Source organism: Verrucosispora sp. CNZ293 (assembly GCF_002754655.1).
In genome coordinates this window covers 2942669-2960817 of sequence record NZ_PEFR01000001.1, presented here as the reverse complement: position 1 = coordinate 2960817, position 18149 = coordinate 2942669, and the positions used below count along the sequence as shown (strand labels likewise).

Below are 18149 nucleotides of genomic sequence, written 5' to 3'. Positions count from 1 at the left end.
GGCTCACCGATTCCGCTCGCCAGGCTCGACTTCCTCGTGCGGTGCGCCCGCCAACCTGCCGAGCAACGCGACGAAGTCCTTCTCCCAGCCCACGACTGTGGACTTGTCGAAGAGGTCCGTGGCGTACTCGAACGTCGCCCCGATGCGATCACCCTCGGGTACGAGCGCGACGTAGAGTTCGGTCCGGGCCACGCCGGCCACCGCCAGGCTCTCCACCTCGGCCGTCACCCCGGGCAGGTCGAGCCGTACCGGTGGGGCCGTTACGACGGTGAACAGCACCTGCGGAGTCGACACCTGTGCTCCGGCCGCCTGCGCCGCCTCGGCGAGCGCCAGAGCATGGTGGTCGAGAGCCACGAGCGTACGTTCGGTCACGGCGTGGACGAGTTCGTCGAACCGCACGCCGGCGGCGACGGTGACCCTGACCAGCAGTGCCTCCCCGACCGGTCCGACCGTCGCGGCGTGCTCCGGGCGGAGCCGGCTGGCGCTGGAGAGCGGCACGACCATGTCGCGTTGCCCGCACAGGTTTGCCATCCACACCGCGAAAGCTCCGGTGAGCACGGCGGCCGGAGTCCTGCCGATCGTTCTCGCGGCGCTGTGGACCAGACGGACGACCGTCGGGGGAAGCTCGAACCGGTGCAGCGCCCCACGGCCGGAGAGCCGGTCCGAGGGCGGCCGGTCGTACGGCAGGTCGAAACGGAGCGGCGCGCCTGCCAGTTCGTTTCGCCAGAAGGCGACCAGAGCGTCACGACGGTCCCCGTCGAGCTGCGCAAACCGCCACCGCGCGTAGTCCGGATAACCGACCACGGCCGGCAGGTCGGCGGCGGTGCCCCGTACCTCGCGGGCGTAGCTCGCGGACAGCTCCCGCCAGATGACGCCCATCGACCATCCGTCGCAGATCAGATGGTGCAACACCAGTACGAGCACCCAGCGGCGCTCCCCGAGCCGGCCCAGCCGGGCCCGCCACAGCGGCGCCCGGTCCGGACCGAAGACCTCCGCGGCCGTGCCCTGGCACCAATCGCTGACCCCGTCCGGAACGCCGGAGAGGTCGGCGACATCGAGCTGTACCGGCACTTCGGCCAGAACCTCCTGGCACAGCCGGCCGTCCCGGAAGACGAACCGCGTCCGCAGTGCGGGATGCCGGACGACAAGCGCGCGGAGGGCTGCCTCGACGGCGGGCACGTCGAGGTCGCCCGCCAGCCAAACCTGGTGTGCCACGTTGTAGACGGCCGGGCGCGGGTTGGTGTGGTGCAATCGCCACGCCCGCAGCTGGATACTCGTGGCGGGTACGGTGTCCGACACCATCGAGGCGGCGATGCGCCGCGCCAGACCCTGGATGGTCGGCGCCTGGAACAGGTCGGTCACCCGCAGCTCGACGGCGAGCGCGTCACGGATCCGATTGACCAGCTCGACGGCGGTGAGCGAGTGCCCGCCGAGCGAGAAGAACGAGGCGTCGACCGGAACGTCCGCCAACCCCAGCTGGGCGCTCCACAGCCCGTGCAGGGTCCGCTCCAGGTCGCTGGCCGGTGCGTCGCCGCGCAGGTTTCCCCAGTCCGGCTCGGGCAACCGGCCGTGGTCCAGTTTGCCGCTGGCGGTGACCGGCAGTTCGTCCAGCTCGACGAACCACGTCGGAATCAGGTAGCCCGGCAGGGTGGTCGCCAGGTGGTCGGCGATGTGGGCGAGGAACCCTGCGGGTGCGCCGGCGGCGAGCACCACGTAGCCGACCAGGCAGGTCTCTCCGCGCGGGTCCCGGGTCGCCCGTACGGCGGCGTCGCGCACCTCCTCCAGGTCGAACAGGGCTCGCCGCGACTCCTCCGGCTCCACCCGGTAGCCGCGGATCTTGACCTGTTCGTCGATCCGGCCGAGGTAACGCAGGTTGCCGTCGGGAAGCCATCGGCCGAGGTCACGGGTCCGATAGAGCCGATTCGCGGGAGCGGCCGGATCGGGCACGAAGGCCTGTGCCGTCTCGTCCGGGCGGCCGATGTAGGCCCGGGCCAGGCCCGCGCCGCCCAGATAGATCTCGCCCACGGCACCGGCCGGCACCGGAAAGCCTCGATCGTCGAGGAGCCGGACCTCGACGTTGTCCACCGGACGGCCGATCGGCGGCTTCTCATCCGCCTGCGGATCAACCCGGTGGATCGTGGCGATGACGGAGGCCTCGGTCGGTCCGTACTCGTTGTAGAGCGCGCAGTCCGGGTGCGTGGCCAGGAACCGGCGCAGCGCCGGCGTCAAGGTCAGTTCCTCGCCCGCCGAGACCAGCTCGCGCAGGGACGGCATCGCCGGATCGGCTGCCAGCAGATACCGCAGGGGAGTGAACGGCATGAACAACCGTTCGACACAGTGCTGTCGGATCGTCTCCGCCACCGCCCCGGGGTCGTAGCGGGCCTCGTCGGGGATCAGGACGAGTGCGGCACCGGACGCGAGCGTCGTGAAGATTTCCTGCACGCTCACGTCGAAGCCCACGGACGTCCACTGCAGGGTGCGCAGCGCCGGCCGGTGCCGTAGGAACGAGCGGACCAGGTTCGCCGGGCCGCGGTGCGGCACGGCGACTCCCTTGGGCCGGCCCGTCGACCCCGAGGTGTAGATGCAGTACGCGAGGTTGTCCGTGGTCACCTCCGTCGGCGGTCCCTGCTGTTGCCGTGGGTCGGCCCGAGCGACGGGAAGCGCCGGGATGCCGAGGCGGGAGGCGAGCTTCTCGTCGTCGGTGACGAGCAGGACCGGCCCACTGTCGCCGACCATGAAGGCGAGGCGGGAGTCGGGCAGGGCGCGATCCAGTGGCAGGTAGGCCGCTCCCGCCTTGTGCACCGCGAGCAGCGCCACGATCAGGTCGACCCCGCGGGGCAGACACACCGCGACGAACTCGTCGGGCCGTACGCCCCGGTCGCGCAGTTGCCAGGCCATCGCGTTCGCACGGCGATCAAGCTCGCGGTAGGTGATCCGCACATCTCCGTCGAGCAGTGCCACCGCGTCAGGTGTACCCGCCACCTGTCGCTCCACCAACTCGTGCAGACAGCCGGTCTCCTCGGCGCGGTCCTGGCCGGACCACCGGGCGATGGTGGTCCGGTCCGGGTCGGTCGGCGCGGTCAGGATGGGCAGTTCGGCCGCTGGCATCGTGTCCGCCCGACGCAGCACCGTCTCGACGTACTCGAGGAGTCGGCGTACGAATGTCTCGTCGAACAGTTCGCAGTTGTACTCGACGACACATTCGACGTGCTCGGTGTGGTGTGTCAGGTAGAGGGTGAGGTCGAGAGGAGCCCGTTCACTGGGCACGTCGAGCAGCACGGCGTCCACCGCCGGCGGGGCGAACTCGACGCTGGTGGCCGTTTCGTACTCGACAAGGACCTGGAAGAGCGGGTTCCGGCTCGGATACCGTTCCGGGTTCACCGCAGCGATCAGTTCGTCGAAACCGACACCCGCGTGCTCGAACGCTTCGATGCTGGTGTCGCGGATCCGCCTGACGATCCGGTCGAAGGTCGGCGCCCCGGACAGGTCGATGCGCAGCGGCACCGAGTCGATGAACAGACCGATCAGGTCCTCCGTGCCGGGCGGACGATCGGTGAGCACGGTACCCAGCACGACGTCGTCCTGGCCGCTGAACCGGCCCAGCACGGCGGCGATGGCGCCGAGCAGGGTCATGAACGGCGTGACGCGGTGTTGCTGGCTGAACCGTTGGACGGAGGCGGTCAGATCGGCATCGAAGCGGTGTACGAGCGAGGCGCCACGTGCCGTCACGACGGGCGGCCGGGGACGGTCGGTCGGCAGCCGCAGCGTCGGTGCGTCGCGCAGTGCCGACCGCCAGTAGTCCAGATGCTGCCGTCGCTGTTCGGAGGTGGCCAACCGAGCGCGGACGTGGTCCGGGTAACTGATTGGCAGCGCCGGTAACGCCGGTGGCTGCGCCGGCCAGGACCGGTAGTAGGCGGCGAGGTCCCGGACGAAGACGGCGGTGGAGAGGGAGTCGAAGACGATGTGGTGCACGACAAGCACGAGCACGTGGTCGTCCGGACCGAGACGGACCAACCTGACCCGCAGCAGCGGACCTTCGGCCAGCTCGATCGGTTCGGCGCTGAGATCAGCCACGATCTGCCGGACCGCATCCCGGACCGGGGTACCCGGCATGTCCAGCAGCGGGCAGTCAACTCCTACGGACGGCAGGATCAGCGGCCGCGGCTCGCCCCCGATGTCGCGGATCACCGTACGCAGTGGGGCGTGGCGTTCGACCACCTTGCCCAGCGCCCAGCGCAGGGCGGTGACATCCAGCGAGCCGGTCAGCCGGATGGCCTTCGGCTCGTGGTAGGTCGGCCGGCCCGGGTACATCTGGTCCAGGAACCACATCCCGCGCTGAGCCGCCGACAGTGGTGCCCCTGCCCGGTCCGGCTGTCGATGCGGTGCGGTGCGCTGGTGGCGTTTCCGTGCCGCGTCGACGAAATGCAGGCTGCGGTGCAGTTGCTCGCTCGTCACCCCGAAATCGACAAAACATGCGATCTCGTCAACGCCGGCCGCCGCGAGCCGGTCGATGACGGGCGTGGCGCTGTCCACGGTGCCGATCAGCGCCCGCTGCTCGCAGTAGCTGGCGTACGCGCGCTCCAGCAGGAACTGGACGTCCTCCTCCGGGGTGTCCTGGTCGATCTGCAGCCCGAGGCTGTTGGTGACGCCGCCCAGCAACGACAGCGACGATCGCAGGTAGTCGCAGAACGGCTGGAACGCCTCGGACCGGACCCGTCTCAGGTCATCGCCCAGATAGGTGTGCACCAGGACCACCACCCGCCCGCCGTCCGGGTTCAACCCGTGCTCCTGGCGGGTGCGGCGATAGAGCGCGACGTTCTCGGCCAGCTGGTCGATCGACTGCATCATGAGGTTGGTGACCACCCCCAGGCCCAGGCGGGCCGCGCAGCGGTAGGTCTCCGGGTTGGCGACCGCGGCCACGAACATCGGCGGCATCTCCTGCAGCGGCCGCGGGAAGATCCGGACGTCGAGCTGGTCGCCGCTACCGGACCGGGCGGGCACCGAGGCCCCGCGCCAGAGGGCGCGCACCGTTTCCAGGTGCTCGTACATCAGCTCCCGGTGCCGCCCGAAGGCGTCCGGGTTGAGGGCGAAGTCGTTCGCGTGCCACCCGCTGGCGACACAGAGCCCCACTCGGCCGCCGGAGAGGTTGTCGACCACGGACCACTCCTCGGCCACTCGGATCGGGTCGTGCAGCGGCAACACCACCGATCCGGCGTTGATCCTGATTCGGCTGGTTTCCCGGGCGACCGCGGCGGCCAGCACCACCGGATTGGGGAACAGCCCGCCGAACGGGTGGAAATGTCGCTCCGGGAACCACACGCCATGGAACCCGTGCTGGTCGCCGAAGCGGACGGCGTCCAGGACGGTGCCGTACTTGTCCTGCTGCCCCTGGTCCGGGTAGCTGCCGAAGAAGTACAGGCTGAAGTCGCAGCCGGCGCTTCCCGACCTCACCGGGTCGGTGACGGACAGCGCCGCGGGCCGGGGCGGCGCGACAGTGGACAACGGTCCGGGCATAGGTGGGTCGGGCGGTGCCGGTGCCTCCCCCGGCTGGCGGGCCAACAGCGCCAGGTGCTGACGCATGACGCCGGTGACCTGATCGACAAGTTGACCGGCGAGACGGAGCTGCTGCTCGATGACGGAGGCAAGCCCTCCCGCCGGGGGGTCGGCCGCCGGCGGGAGCGTCGTGACGCTACCGGGCGGGGAGAGTGACGGTACGGGAGTCTCCGTCGCCGCCGGTGCACCCGGCTTGGTCTGGTCGGGGTCCGTGGCGGTCATCCGCGAACTCACCACAGTGGCCAACCGCTGCGGCGTGTCCGCCTCCGTGAACAGCTCCCGGGCCGCGAGCGTGACCCCGTACGTCTGCCGTACCTGCTGCACGACCCGCAACATGGCGAGGGAGTCCGCGCCGACTTCCAGGAACGTCCGGTCCGGGGCCACCTCGGCTGGCGTGGTCCCCAGCTGGCGGGCGGTCAGGTCACGGATCGTGGCCAGTACGTCCGGGCGTGCCCCGGTCGGGTGCGCCGGCTCGACGGGGGCGGCCTCCGTCGGGTGGTGATTCGCCGCGGGCACGTCGGCGGCGGCGTCGATCCAGTAGCGCTCGCGTTGGAACGGGTAGCTCGGCAGCGGGATCCGCCCTCCGCCACCGGTGGTCGCCGTCCAGTCCGGGGAGTGACCGTGACGGTACAGCTCGGCGACCGCGTGCTCCATGGCCCGCACCGAGGGCACGCCGCGGCGCTGGGCGCCGACCCAGACGGTGCCGGGAGCGGTGCGCCGGCCCACTCCGCAGAGCACCGCGTCGGGGCCGATCTCGAGGAAGCGGGAACATCCGTCGGTCACCAGCGTGCCCAACGCATCGGCGAACATGACCGGCTGGCGGAGCTGACGGACCAGGTAGTCCACGTCCAGCACGGTTCCGGGTGCCAGCAGCCGACCGGTCACCGTGCTGGCCACGGGGAGGCTCAGCGGCGACAGTTGCACCGCCGAGATGCCCTCGGCGAAGGCGTCGATGATCGGTGCGACGCCGGCGCTGTGGAAGGCCCGGTCCACGGGCAGCCGGCGCCATCCGATGGCCCGCCGGTCGAGCCACCCGGTCGCCTGTCCGACCGACGCCTCCGATCCCGCGAGCACGTACTCCTCGGGACCGTTGACGGCGGCCAGCTCGACAGGCGTCTCGACGAGCAACTCGTCGAGGGTCAGACGGTCGGCGAGTATCCCGATCATGGCACCGGGCGGCATCCGATGCCGCATCAACTCCCCGCGTAGCATCGTGAGACGCATCCCGTCCGCGATGGAGAGCGCACCGGCGGCGCAGAGCGCCGCGTACTCGCCGATGCTGTGTCCGAGCAGGCGCTGCGGCGCTACTCCGAACGTGCGCCACAACTCGGTCAGCGCGACCTGGAACGCGAAGAGCGCGGGCTGTGCGGTCTCGGTGGTCCAGACGGGCTGTTCCTGGCGTCCGCACAGCAGCGCGAGCAGGCTCTCGTCCCGCTGCGCGAGGTACACCCGTTCGCACTCGGCGAGCACTCGGCGGAAGGCGGGGAACGCGTCGTGGAGTTCGCCGGCCATCCCGGCCCGTGCCACGCCCTGCCCGGTGAAGGCGAACGTCAGGGGAGGGGGTCCGTTTGTGGGTGCCTCTCCGGCTGCCGCCGATTCGAGTGCCTCGGCCAACCCGGCCGCGGTGTCGCCGACGACGGCGAGGCGATACCGGTGGTGCGGCCGGCCGAGCGCCGCCGTGGCGACCAGATCCGCGACCGGCAGATCGGGGTACGCCCGCAGATGCGCCCGCATCCGGTCGGTCAACTCGACGAGTGCCTGCGGGTGAGCCGCCGACAGCGGGAGGACGTGGAGGCGGGGCCGGACAGCGTCCCGTACCGGCGGAGTCGGTGCCTCTTCGAGGATGACGTGTGCGTTGGTGCCGCCGACGCCGAGGGCGCTGACCCCGGCCCGGCGCGGTGTGCCGTCGGTCCGCCAGGGGCGAAGCTCGGTACCCAGCACCAACGGGCTGCCGTCGAGTTCGAGTTCCGGGTTGGGTCGGCGCAGATTCGCCAGGGGCACGAGGGTGCGGTGGGAGAGCATGAGGACGGTCTTGATCAGTCCAGCCATGCCGGCGCAGCTGTCGAGATGCCCGATGTTGGGCTTGACGGAGCCGACCGTGCAGAAGCCGATGCGGTCGGTCCGGTTCCGTAGCGCCTGGGCCGCCGCGCGCAGTTCCACCGGATCGCCGAGCGGGGTGCCGGTGCCGTGAGCCTCGAGATACGAGATGCTCTCGGCCGGCACACCCGCCTGGTCGAGCGCCTGTTCGATGACCTTGACCTGCCCGGAAACGCTCGGCGCGGCGAAGCCGATCTTGCTCTGCCCGTCGTTGTTCACCGCTGAGCCGAGGATCACCGCGTGGATCGTGTCACCGTCGGCCAGCGCGCGGTCGAGCCGCTTGAGCAGGATCGCGGCCACCCCGTTACCGCCCACGGTGCCGTCGGCGTCGGCGTCGAACGCGCGGCACTGGCCACTCGGGGACAGGATCGAGCCAGGGTAGGGGCGGTAGCCGACCGTTTGCGGGACGTGGATGGCGGCGGCGCCGGCCAGGGCGAGGTCGACCTCGCCGGTACGCAGCGCCTGAGCGGCCAGATGGACGGTGACAAGCGAGGTCGAGCATGCGGTCTGCACACCGATCGCGGGGCCGGTCAGGCCGAGCCGGTAGGCGACCCGGGTGGCCAGGAAATCCGGTGCGGTGCCGATGGCGCTCTGCATCGCGCCGAGCCCGTCGTGTCGTGCCTCGGTCAGATTGTTGAGCAGGTAGTTCTGATGGGTGTAGAGGTTCATGCCGCTGCCGGCGTAGATCCCGATCCGGTCGCCGCCCGTGGCGCCGGCGTAGCCGCCGTGCTCCAGCGCGTGATAGCAGCACTCGAGGAACAGCCGGTGCGCGGGATCGGTCATCGCCGCCTCGGACGCGCTGATGCCGAAGAATCCGGCGTCGAAGGTGTCGATGGCGGAGAGGGGACCGGTGACCGGCACGACACCGGCATGATCGGCGACGTCCGCCCCGACCACCGATCGCTCCGGGTCGAACCGCCGGACGCTCACCACGCCCTCGGTCAGGTTCGCCCAGAACTGGTCAAGTGTGTCGGCACCGGGAAACCGTGCCGCCATGCCGACGATGGCGATCCGCTGCTCGGCGGGCACCGCACCGCGGGTTCGCGGCCGATGCGTCGGCGCCGGATCGAGCGAACTCAGGTGGCTGGTGAGGGCGGCGATCGAGGGATGTTCCAGCATGGCCAGCTTGCTGAACTCCCGGCCGAGCTCCTGCTGCAACCGGGCGTGCACCCGGATCAGGGTCACCGAGTCGATGCCCAACTCGTAGAAGGGAACCCGTTCGTCGACGTCCGCACCGAACATTTCGTGGAACACCGCGCGTACCGTGTCCGGCACTGCGGCCGGCCCGGCCGCGGCGGCGGGCGGCGCCGGAACGGCCGCGGTGGTGGTGGCCGGCCCCGGGTCGGCGGTGGTGGTGACCGGCACCGGGTCGGCGGCGAGTTCGCCGGCGAGGAGCCGCCCACGGAGCAACGAGCGCTGAATCTTGCCGCTCGGAGTCTTCGGGAACGCCGAGATCGGCACGGCGACCACCTGCGCGGCCATCCCCGACCACGAGAAGAGCGTACGGCGGATCGCCTGGACCGTGTCGCCACGGTCGGTGGAGTCGGTGGAGTCGGTGCCGAGGAACACCACGAGTTGCTCGGTGCCGGTCCGCTCGTCCGGTACGCCGCACGCCGCCACGACTCCGGGCGTCACGCCGGGCACCGTGGACAGCCGCGTCTCGATGTCGTGCGCGTAGAGGTTCTGTCCGTTCAGAATGATCCGGTCATCCCGACGGCCGACGATGACGATCTGGCCCTCCCTACCGAAGGCGAGGTCGCCGGTGTCCAGCCAGCCGCCGGATCGGCCGCCGTCGCCGACAAAGGCGGCCCGGTCGGCTTCCGGATTGCCGAAGTAGCCAGGGGTGACCCGCGGCGAACATACCTGGAGCCACCCGACGCGCCCCTCGGGCAGCACGGCGAGATCCTCGTCGACCACCCGGAACGCGGCTCCGGGCGCGGGTGACCCGACCGCCACGAACGCGACGCAGTCGTCGGGGTCGGCGTCGACGTCGGCCCACTCCAGGTCACCGCCCAAGGAGGACTTGCGGATCCGGTGGACGTTCGAGGCCAGGCCCGGGGGAGCGAAGCTGATCCCGGTCACCGTCTCGGTCATCCCCCAGGCGGCGACGAACGCCTTCGGTCGGAGGCCGAACGGCGCGGTGGCACGCAGGAACTCCGTCATGACCGGGACGGTGATCTGCTCACCACCACTGACCATCGTCGAGATCGATGACAGGTCCCAACCGTCATCCGGCCGGGCTGCCAACGCCTCGTTGACCATCTGGTAGCCAAAGTTGGGTGACCAGGTGTGGTTGACGCCGTACTCGGAGATGAGATCGAGCCAACGCAGCGGTTCGGCGAGGATCAGCTCGGTGGGCGCGTGCACGTTCGTGCAGCCGACGAACACCGTGAGCAGGTGGAAGAGCAGGAACGACGCGCTGTGGTCCAGCGGCAGCCAGTTCAGCGTGGTCTGGCCGGGCCGCATCGGCAGCATGGTGGGGGTTCCCGCAGCGAAATCCAGCAGCCCGCGCAGCGTCAGCTGGATGAGCTTCGGTGTCCCGGTACTGCCGGAGGACATCAGGAGGACCGCGACGTCTGCCGCGTCCGGTTCGTGGAAGTCCGAGGCGGGCGGCTGCCCGGCATGGGCGGTGACGTCGAGGACCACGAACTCGTCGGGAAGCTCGGCGGGCTCGACCTGATCGCAGAGGACGACGGGCTCACCGAGCAGCCCTACCGCGCGTCGCAGCCGGTCGACGGCGGTGGCCCGGGCGGCCGGATCTTCGGGCCGGATCAGCAGGAGGGGACGGAACCCGCCGAGCGCGCAGGCCCAGAACATGGTGAAGAAGTGCAGTGGGTCCGAGCCGTAGAGCACGACGTGATCGCCGGCGGCCAGGCCCTGCCGACGCAGGCCGGTGAGAAGGCGGCGAGCCCGCTCCAACAGCACGGGGTACGCGACGAACTCGGCGCCGCGCAGCGTCGAGACGGCGACCGTGCCCGCCTCGGGAAACCGGTCTGCGGCGCGCCGCAACGCCTGGGACAGCGACGTCGGAAAGCCGTCCGGCAGTTCCAACGCGGGGCCGTCGTAGCGGGCTAGCCTCTGCACGGTTTTCCTTCCCACCGAATCCACGTCAGCCTCCGATCAGCAGCAGCGCAATTCCCGCCACCATCACCGCCGCGGCCACCATGCGGGGCTTGCCGAAGGGTTCCTTGAAGAAGAGCGTGCCGATCGCCGCGCCGGCGACGATGCTGAACTCACGCAGCGCCGCGACAGGAGCGATCGGTGCGCGGGTCTGCGCCCACAACACCAGGCCGTAGGCCACTACCGACAGTGAGCCACCCGCCGTCGCCCGCAGCATCAACGGCCGGACCGGTCCCCGCAGTTCCCGGCGCCAGAACAGGGCGGCATAGAGCGGGATGGCCAGGCCGTCCAGCACCACCAGCCAGGCTATGTAGCCGATCGGCGAGTCCGAGGCCCGGACACCCACCCCATCGACAAGGGTGTAGGCCGCCGTGGCCAAGCCGGTGGCTCCGGCCGCGAGGATCGCCGTCCGGCTCGGTCGGCTGCCCACCCCCTGATGCCCCACAACGCGACGACGGCCAGGCCGCCGCAGGCCAACGCCACGCCGCCGGCCTGCCAGGCGTTAGGCCGCTCGCCGAGGAGCACGGCAGCGAACACGGTCACCACGATGGGGGCGGTGCCACGGGCGATCGGGTAGGTCTGGCCGAAGTCGCCGAGTTGGTAGGACCAGACGAGCAGCAGCTGGTAGACGACGTGGATGCCACCCGAGATCAGCAGGTACGGCAGTGCCTCGGCGGCCGGCGGCTGGGCGACGACGGCGATCACCAGGCCACACGCGGTACGGCAGAGACCGAGCAGGGTGAGACCGAGAATCTCGTTCTTCAGGTCGTGGGCGATGGCGTTCCAGGAAGCGTGCGTGACCGCCGCGACCAGCACCACCGCCACGACGAGTGGGGTCACTCGGCGAGTTCCTTGAGAACCAACCGGCGGACGTCGGGATCGATCATGTCCACGTTGGCGCGGTAGCACCGGGCTGACCGGACCAGTCCGGTCAGCATCTGACGCATCCGGTGCACCTGATCGGCGAACGCCTCGATGTCGCCACCGGCATGCGCGAACACGTCGTCCTTCAGCCCGTACATGGTGACCGCGAAGGCGAACTGGTCGAGGAAGGTCTCGGCGGTCCGCTCGGCGATTCGCTCGAAGCCCTGCCGCCCGTCACGGTCGTAGTTCACGATGACCACGTTGCGGACCGGTGCGCTGTCCACCGGCTCTGCGCCGAACAGCTGCTCGGGCGTCGCCACGTACTCGCCACCGCCTTCGAGATGGGGTACCAACTGCCCGGACGCGATCAGGGCGGCCGACGACGGGTCCTCGCGAACCCGGATTCCCGACGGCACCGCGTAGGCGACTCCGTCGCGGACCAGGGTGTGTGTGTTCGTCAGGAACCGGGCGCCGCCGTGACATGCCTGGGTGAGGAAGACGGTCTTGCCGCCACCGTTGCACCCGACGAGCAGGGTCGCCGCACCGTCGAGCACGATGCCGCCGGCCTTGAGGTGGAGATAGCCGTGATCAAGGGCGTGGTTGGTGAGGATCTGCTTGACGAAGTACGGCCACACCGTGCGTTCCAGCCGGCGGCCGAAGACGTAGGCGTGGTTGCCCTCGGTCATCAGGTACGCCGGCTCGCCGAACACGTGACTGAGGTAGTAGCCGGCGCGGAATCGTTTCGCGCGCAGCGTCCGGTCCGAGCGCGCGGCCAACTCGACCGGGTCGGCCGGGTCACGGTCCAGGTCGATACAGGTGATTTCGTAGTCGGGCACGGTGTCCGGGGCGGCGTAGCGGGAGAAGTACGCGTATGCGCTGAAGTCCTCCAGGTTCGTGGAGATCCGTACGGTCAGCCGGTTCAGATCCACGGTTCGGGTGGTCCGCAGCGGCAGGCGACGCAGATCGATCGACATGTGTCCCTCGTTGGGGTGAGGTGGGTGGGCCTGCCGACAGCAGGCCCACCCGTGGCTTCAGCTGATGCTGCGGACGGCGTCGCTGATGCTGATGATGGACGTGAATGTCTGCCGGGTGAGCAGGGCGTTCGGGAACTCGACGTCGAACTCGTCCTCGAGCGCGACCAGCAGCGATACGCTGCCGATGGAGTCCAGGCCGGACTTCCACAGGTCGCTCTCCGGCCGCAGCTCCGCCTCGGGCAGCGCCGCCTGGACGATGACGGCGACGCGCGCCTCGGTCGCTTCGACCATCACCGGGCTCCGGCCAGCGCCGCGCGAAAACGTGCGACGAGTTCCTGCGGCGTCAACTCGACCCTTCTGCCGGCGCTGCGTCCCCGTGCCGCGCAACGCACGTGCAGCAGCGCCGGGCCGGGCGGGAGCGGGTCGAGCGCGCGCAGCCCGGCCAGGTCGGAGATCGACGTCGCCGAGGCGTAGCCAGCCGCCCTCGCCAGTCCCACCGGATCCCCGACGTGCACCGGACGTTGTCCGCCGGTGCTCTCGTGCAGACCGTTGTCGAGGACGACGTGCAGCAGATCGGGTCGGTGTTCCCCGATCATCGGAAGGATCGACAGGTTCATCGCGAACGAGCCGTCCCCGTCGAAGACCACCACGTGCCGCTCGGGCTCGGCGAGCGCCACGCCGAGCCCGACCGGGGCGGCCATACCCATCGAGCCCACAAGGTAGAAGTTCTCCGGACGGTCCGCGATGTTGTACAGGTCCCGGGTGATGTAGCCGCAGGTCGACACGTAAATGGAGTCGGGCCACCGCCCGACCAGTTCGGTGATGGCCGCGGAGATCTCCAGTGCGGTCACACCGCCTCCTTCACGATCAGTACCGACGTGTGCCTGCCGTCGGCCTGCGCCAGGCAGCGTTGGACGGACTCCTGCGCCGCTGACGGGTCGAAAATGGTGTGCCGCAGGTCGAAGACGTCCAGCAGGTTGGTCAGCTCGCGGCCGATGATGTCGTGCTCGACGGCGTCGTTGCCGTCGTGCCCCCGCCAACTCACGATCAGCGGAACGTGGATGTCGTAGATCAGGTTCAGTGACGTCAGCACGTTCAGCGAGTAACCGAGGCCGGAGTTCTGCATCAGAACGGCCGGGCGGGCACCGGCTGCGGCCAGGCCCGTCGCCACGCCAATCGCCGAGTCCTCCCGCGGCGCCGGTAGGTAGTGGAAGGACGGCAACCCCGGCGGTGGGTCCTCCAGCGTCCGGAACACACCTTTCAGCAGGGAACAGGGCACGCCGATGAAATGGCTGTGCCCGGCCTTCAGGAAGCTCCTCACCAGCGTCTCGGCCGGTGTCACGGTCACCGGGGAAGTTTGGGTCATGGTCATCTGCGTGGGATCTCCCTCATGCGGGCGTGGTGCCGGCTCACGGCCAGGCGCCGAGTTCGGGGGCGACGGCGTCGTCGTCGACGGTCGGAGTGGTGGTGGACGGCCGCCCCGAGATCCAGGCGGCGAGCGTGCGGATGTCGCCGCGCACCGTGACCCCGGCCCCGTCGCCCGACTCCCAGCTGTCGTCGGTGTCCTGCGAGACGATCCGCACGGCGCGGTCCTTCGGCAGTCGCGGCTGCAGGAAGTCGACCACGTGGGCGCTGAGCGCCATGCTCCACTGCTCGGAGCGGTAACCGGTGCCGAGGTCCACGTGGTGCAGTTCGGTCTCGCGCCACCAGGCGAGCTGGGTGCCGAGCAGTGGACCGTTGCGGTACGCGCAGGCCCGTTGCCAGTCGTCCTCGTCAAGGCCGTCCCAGGCCTGCTCCAGCGCCGTCAGCCCCTCGTCAAGCTGCTCGCGCAACCATTCGACAGGTCGACCGTGGTTGGCTTCGATCGACCTGTTGCGGGTCTCCCGGCCACCGTCGTAGACCTCGATCGTCTCGCCCTTGAGGGCGTACCGCGCCTGGCGGGCGAAGGCCCGGGACAGGTCGGCGAGGTGGATCAGGATGTGCCCACGGGTCCAGCCGGGCAGATGAACGGCGAGGCGGGCGTCCGCCTCGGTCATCTGTTCGGCGGCGGCGCGGATTCCGGCGTGTGCGCTGCTGATCTCGCCGAGGCGCTCGGTGATCCCGATGGAGGTGCTGGTGCTCATGCGGTTCCCTTCTCAGTTGCTGGGCTGAACGCTGCCTGCGACCGTCTGGTCCGATTCGCTGTCGGGCGACCGGTCCGACTCGCTTTCCGGCAAGAAGCCACGGATCCAACACAGAATGTCACGGATCACGTGGTGGTCCTTGTTGGGCCGCAGCGCACCGATCTGGTGGTACATCACGCCTTCGCTCGGCGGCCCCAGGAAGGTGATCCGCGATTCGACGGTGCCGTCGGCGCGTACCGGGTGGAACTCCCGCGTCAGGTCGAGCCCGCCCGGTACGAAGTCCGGCTCGTCGATACCGGGGTTGCGCCACTTGCGGACGATGCCGCGCCGCAACAGGTTGGGGTAGATCGGCATCACGTCACGTTCGGCGTCGAACGGGTGGACCCGCGCGTCGATGAGCACGTCGACGAGACGCTCGGCCCCGGTGCGATGGCCGGTGACCCGGAACCGGCCCGATGCCGGGTCGCCCTCCACCGCGGCATCCGGGCCGACCGAGATGTCGACGTACCCGGCTTGAACGAGGGCAGTGACCTTTTCCATCGCCTCGCAGGACGCGCCCTGGCACAGGCGGTTGTGATGTCGGGTGTAGACCCTGAGGAACGCGCGGTGGGACGAGGCACGCAGGCCGCCGAAGTCGACCGCCTCGATGACGACGCTGCGCAGATCGCGCCACGCGGCGTCGGCGGCCGCCTTGGCGGGATTGACCAGGTTGCCCTGAGCCGCCCAGCGAATGTCGCGGTCGAGAAAGTCCAGGAACCGGGCTTGATACTCCTCCGGCGTCGAGTACGAATCGCGAGCTATCGGGTTGATCGTCGTGTCCCAGGTGAAGACGTGGTCCGCCGCCGAGGTGGGGTGCCGCCACGGCGACTCTTCTCCGGCCACCGCGGCCGCGAACTCCGCCGGCCGGTGTGCCAGGGCCAGCAGTTCCGCGGCCCGGTCGGGGCGATATACCACGGAGAGGAACCGTTCGATCACCGGCCGCACCGGTAGGGTGTGGGCGTCATCGATCGCGGCGCTACCGGTGAGCACCGCGTCGACCGCCTGCGCCATCCTGGCGGCAAGGTCGGCCACCGGCAGGATCAGGGCCTGACCGGCGTCGGTACGGTCGGCGAAAGCGTCGGCGTCGGCCAGGAACTTGTCGTAGTCCGGCTCGGCCGCGTTGATGGCGAGCTGGCGGAACTCGTCGCCGTACAGGGTGCTGTAGAAGATGAGCGCCATCTCCAACTGGATCAGGGGAAGCAGGTGCGCCTGGAAGTCGAGCTGACGCTGTTCGATCCCACTGATCACGTTCGGCACGCCTACGGTTTCCCGCAGCCTGGCCACCGCCGGGATGGTGAAGAACCGTCCCTTGTACTCCAGCCGATTGACATCCACCTCCTTCTGGTTGTAGGGCCGGGCGAAGGTGAACAGGCCGGTTCGGCTGAACGCCACCACCTTCTCCGGCTCGGCGCCGCTCGGGCGGTAGACGAACTTGCCGGCGGCGTCGCGCTCGAACGTGCCACCCCGCCCCTCGGTCAGGTACAGGATCACGTCGATGCCGGTCAGTCCCATGCCCATGCAACCGACCACGGTGCCCGGCCCGGAGCGCTCCGCGTCACACGACTGCTCCAGCGGGTAGGCCGAGTGAACCAGGTGACTGCGGTGGTCCTGGGCGAACCGCGCCCAGGCCATCTGTTGCGGATCCAGCTCTGGCCGGTTGGAAGAGTGACCGGTCAGCATGAGCACGTAGTCCGCCGTCATCGGTGGTTCGCCGTCACTGGTCAGGACGGCGAACCCCGGCGACCGTTCGGCCAGGTCGACAACCTCCTGCTGACGCAGGGTGACCGTCACGCCATCGATGGCGCGCAGCATCTCGACGTACCGGTCGAACTGGTCGCGGAGCGCGAGGCCGTGGAGGTACCGCTTCGGCCAGTCCTCGGCCACCAGATTGAACCGCTCGTCGCCGGTCTCGGCGTACTTGGCGCGACACCATTCGAGCAGGGTGGGTCGCTGTTCGGCGGGGAGTAACGGCCCGGCGTCGATCACGCTCTCGTCGGCGGCGAACGCCACCTGGCCGACTATCCGGTTCAGGTAGCTGGTGACCGTCTGCCTGGGGCTGTGCACCTGGCCGGGCCCGAACTCACCGGACAGGTCGAAGATGACGATGTCCAGGGTGACCGGCGTGCGCCGCCGTTGAATCAGGGCAGCCAACCGCTCGAGCACGTACGTGCAGGTCGGTCCTCCGCCTACGATGGCCAGCCGGATCGGCCGGCCCGAACGGTCAGATGTCACGCTGCTCACTGCTCCTCGGGGTGGGAGTACGAATGGCTGAAAGATCAGCGCCGCTCGGTGGTGACCTCGTCGAAGGCCACGAACAGACCGGCGATGTCGGCCTCGGTCAGCTGCCCCATGTTCGCCAGCCGGAAGACGCCTGCGGCGCGGTCCTGCGTGGCGTAGATGACGTAGCCCCGGGACCGCAGGCCGTCGTGCAGTTCCTGATAGGTCATGCCGTTGGCGAGGTGAGCGTTGGTCAGGGAGTTGGCCCGGTGCTCAGGTGGAAGAAGCAGCTGGACACCGCGCTGCGTCAGGCCGTCCCGGATGAGCTGAGCCAGCTCGGCGTAGCGGCGCCCTCGCGAGGCCACGCCTTCGGCCAGCATCAGGTCGAGGGCCACGTCGAACGCGTGCAGCACTCCCAGCGCCGGCGTGAAGGCAAAGGTCTGTGCCTGCACCTGGGCGCGATAGTGGGTGTGCAGGTCGAGGTAGAGGCCGCGGGTCGGCAGGTCGGCCAGCGACGCGAACCCTGCCCGGGACGCGCAGACGAAGCTGATCCCGGGCAGACCCTCCAGACACTTGTTCGCGGTACCGATACACCAGCCGATGTGGTCGGCCGCCATGTCCAGCTGCTCCGAGCCGAGACTGCTGATCGCGTCGACGATCAGCGTCCGGCCGTGCTCGGCGACCAGTTCGCCCACGGCCCGTAGCGGATTCAGCATGCCGGTGCTGGTCTCGTGGTGCACCAGGCCGACGTGGGTGATGGACGGGTCGGCCAGCAGAGCGGCGGCGACCATTTCCAGGTCGATCGGTGTCGCCCAGCCGAATTCCAGCCGCTGACTGGGCAGTCCGTGCGCGGCGGCGATGCGGTGCAGCCGCTCGCCGTAGTGGCCGTTGTCCAGCACCAGCAGTCGGCCGTTCGGCGGAACGACGGAGGCGATCGTCGCCTCCAAGGCGGCGGTGCCCGATCCGGTGAGCAGGACGCTCCGATGGTCGCCGCCGGCACCACACACCTCGGTGACCTTGGCGCTGACCGCAGCCATGAGATCGGCCGCCTCGGGCTCCCGGTGACACAGATCCGGTGCGGCGATGGCCGCGCGCACCTTCTCGTGGACGTTGACAGGTCCCGGGTTGAGCAGAACCAGTCGGCCTTCGGACATTCGTGGAC

The 18149-nt window shown here is 69.8% G+C and carries 10 protein-coding genes; all 10 read right to left on the bottom strand.

From position 1 onward, the window contains the following. Window positions 1-3: 3 nt before the first annotated feature. The 10 genes from CLT74_RS13350 to CLT74_RS13310 all read right to left on the bottom strand — a co-directional run bounded on the left by CLT74_RS13350 (window position 4) and on the right by CLT74_RS13310 (window position 18141). On the bottom strand, window positions 4-10734 hold the full coding sequence (locus tag CLT74_RS13350) for a non-ribosomal peptide synthetase/type I polyketide synthase (protein ID WP_158240253.1): 10731 nt from the start codon (window positions 10732-10734) through the stop codon (window positions 4-6). 25 nt (window positions 10735-10759) lie between these two features. After that, window positions 10760-11116, bottom strand: a complete 357-nt coding sequence (locus tag CLT74_RS30800) for an EamA family transporter (RefSeq protein WP_486582297.1) — start codon at window positions 11114-11116, stop codon at window positions 10760-10762. After that, window positions 11077-11610 carry an EamA family transporter gene (locus CLT74_RS30795; protein WP_199172180.1) on the bottom strand — a complete coding sequence of 178 codons (534 nt, stop codon included), beginning with the start codon at window positions 11608-11610 and terminating at the stop codon, window positions 11077-11079. Before CLT74_RS30795 ends, CLT74_RS30800 begins: the two co-directional genes overlap by 40 nt. After that, on the bottom strand, window positions 11607-12608 hold the full coding sequence (locus CLT74_RS13340) for a FomB family phosphonate monophosphate kinase (RefSeq protein ID WP_099846818.1): 1002 nt from the start codon (window positions 12606-12608) through the stop codon (window positions 11607-11609). Before CLT74_RS13340 ends, CLT74_RS30795 begins: the two co-directional genes overlap by 4 nt. Before the next feature lie 57 nt (window positions 12609-12665). Then, on the bottom strand, window positions 12666-12899 hold the full coding sequence (locus CLT74_RS13335; protein WP_143697153.1) for a phosphopantetheine-binding protein: 234 nt from the start codon (window positions 12897-12899) through the stop codon (window positions 12666-12668). Beyond that, window positions 12899-13459: a thiamine pyrophosphate-dependent enzyme gene (locus tag CLT74_RS13330; protein WP_199172179.1), complete on the bottom strand. Its 561-nt coding sequence runs from the start codon at window positions 13457-13459 to the stop codon at window positions 12899-12901. Before CLT74_RS13330 ends, CLT74_RS13335 begins: the two co-directional genes overlap by 1 nt. Next, window positions 13456-13956, bottom strand: a complete 501-nt coding sequence (locus CLT74_RS13325; protein WP_199172178.1) for a thiamine pyrophosphate-binding protein — start codon at window positions 13954-13956, stop codon at window positions 13456-13458. The genes CLT74_RS13330 and CLT74_RS13325 overlap by 4 nt, the downstream gene beginning before the upstream one ends. A gap of 61 nt (window positions 13957-14017) precedes the next feature. Next, window positions 14018-14731, bottom strand: coding sequence for a maleylpyruvate isomerase family mycothiol-dependent enzyme (locus tag CLT74_RS13320; RefSeq protein ID WP_099846815.1), 714 nt, complete (start codon window positions 14729-14731; stop codon window positions 14018-14020). A gap of 12 nt (window positions 14732-14743) precedes the next feature. Beyond that, the gene (locus tag CLT74_RS13315) at window positions 14744-17002 is read right to left on the bottom strand and encodes an FAD/NAD(P)-binding protein (RefSeq protein WP_099851936.1); all 2259 of its coding nucleotides are present in this window, start codon (window positions 17000-17002) and stop codon (window positions 14744-14746) included. A 44-nt stretch (window positions 17003-17046) separates the two neighbouring features. Beyond that, entirely contained in the window at window positions 17047-18141 is a 1095-nt protein-coding gene (locus CLT74_RS13310) for an aminotransferase class V-fold PLP-dependent enzyme (RefSeq protein ID WP_099846814.1), read from the bottom strand. Between the last annotated feature and the right edge of the window lie 8 nt (window positions 18142-18149).

Coding starts and splice junctions, on each gene's coding strand:
- CLT74_RS13340 (WP_099846818.1), bottom strand. CDS start 12,608: ATGTCGATCGATCTGCGTCGCCTGCCGCTGCGGACCACCCGAACCGTG.
- CLT74_RS13320 (WP_099846815.1), bottom strand. CDS start 14,731: ATGAGCACCAGCACCTCCATCGGGATCACCGAGCGCCTCGGCGAGATC.
- CLT74_RS13335 (WP_143697153.1), bottom strand. CDS start 12,899: ATGGTCGAAGCGACCGAGGCGCGCGTCGCCGTCATCGTCCAGGCGGCG.
- CLT74_RS13310 (WP_099846814.1), bottom strand. CDS start 18,141: ATGTCCGAAGGCCGACTGGTTCTGCTCAACCCGGGACCTGTCAACGTC.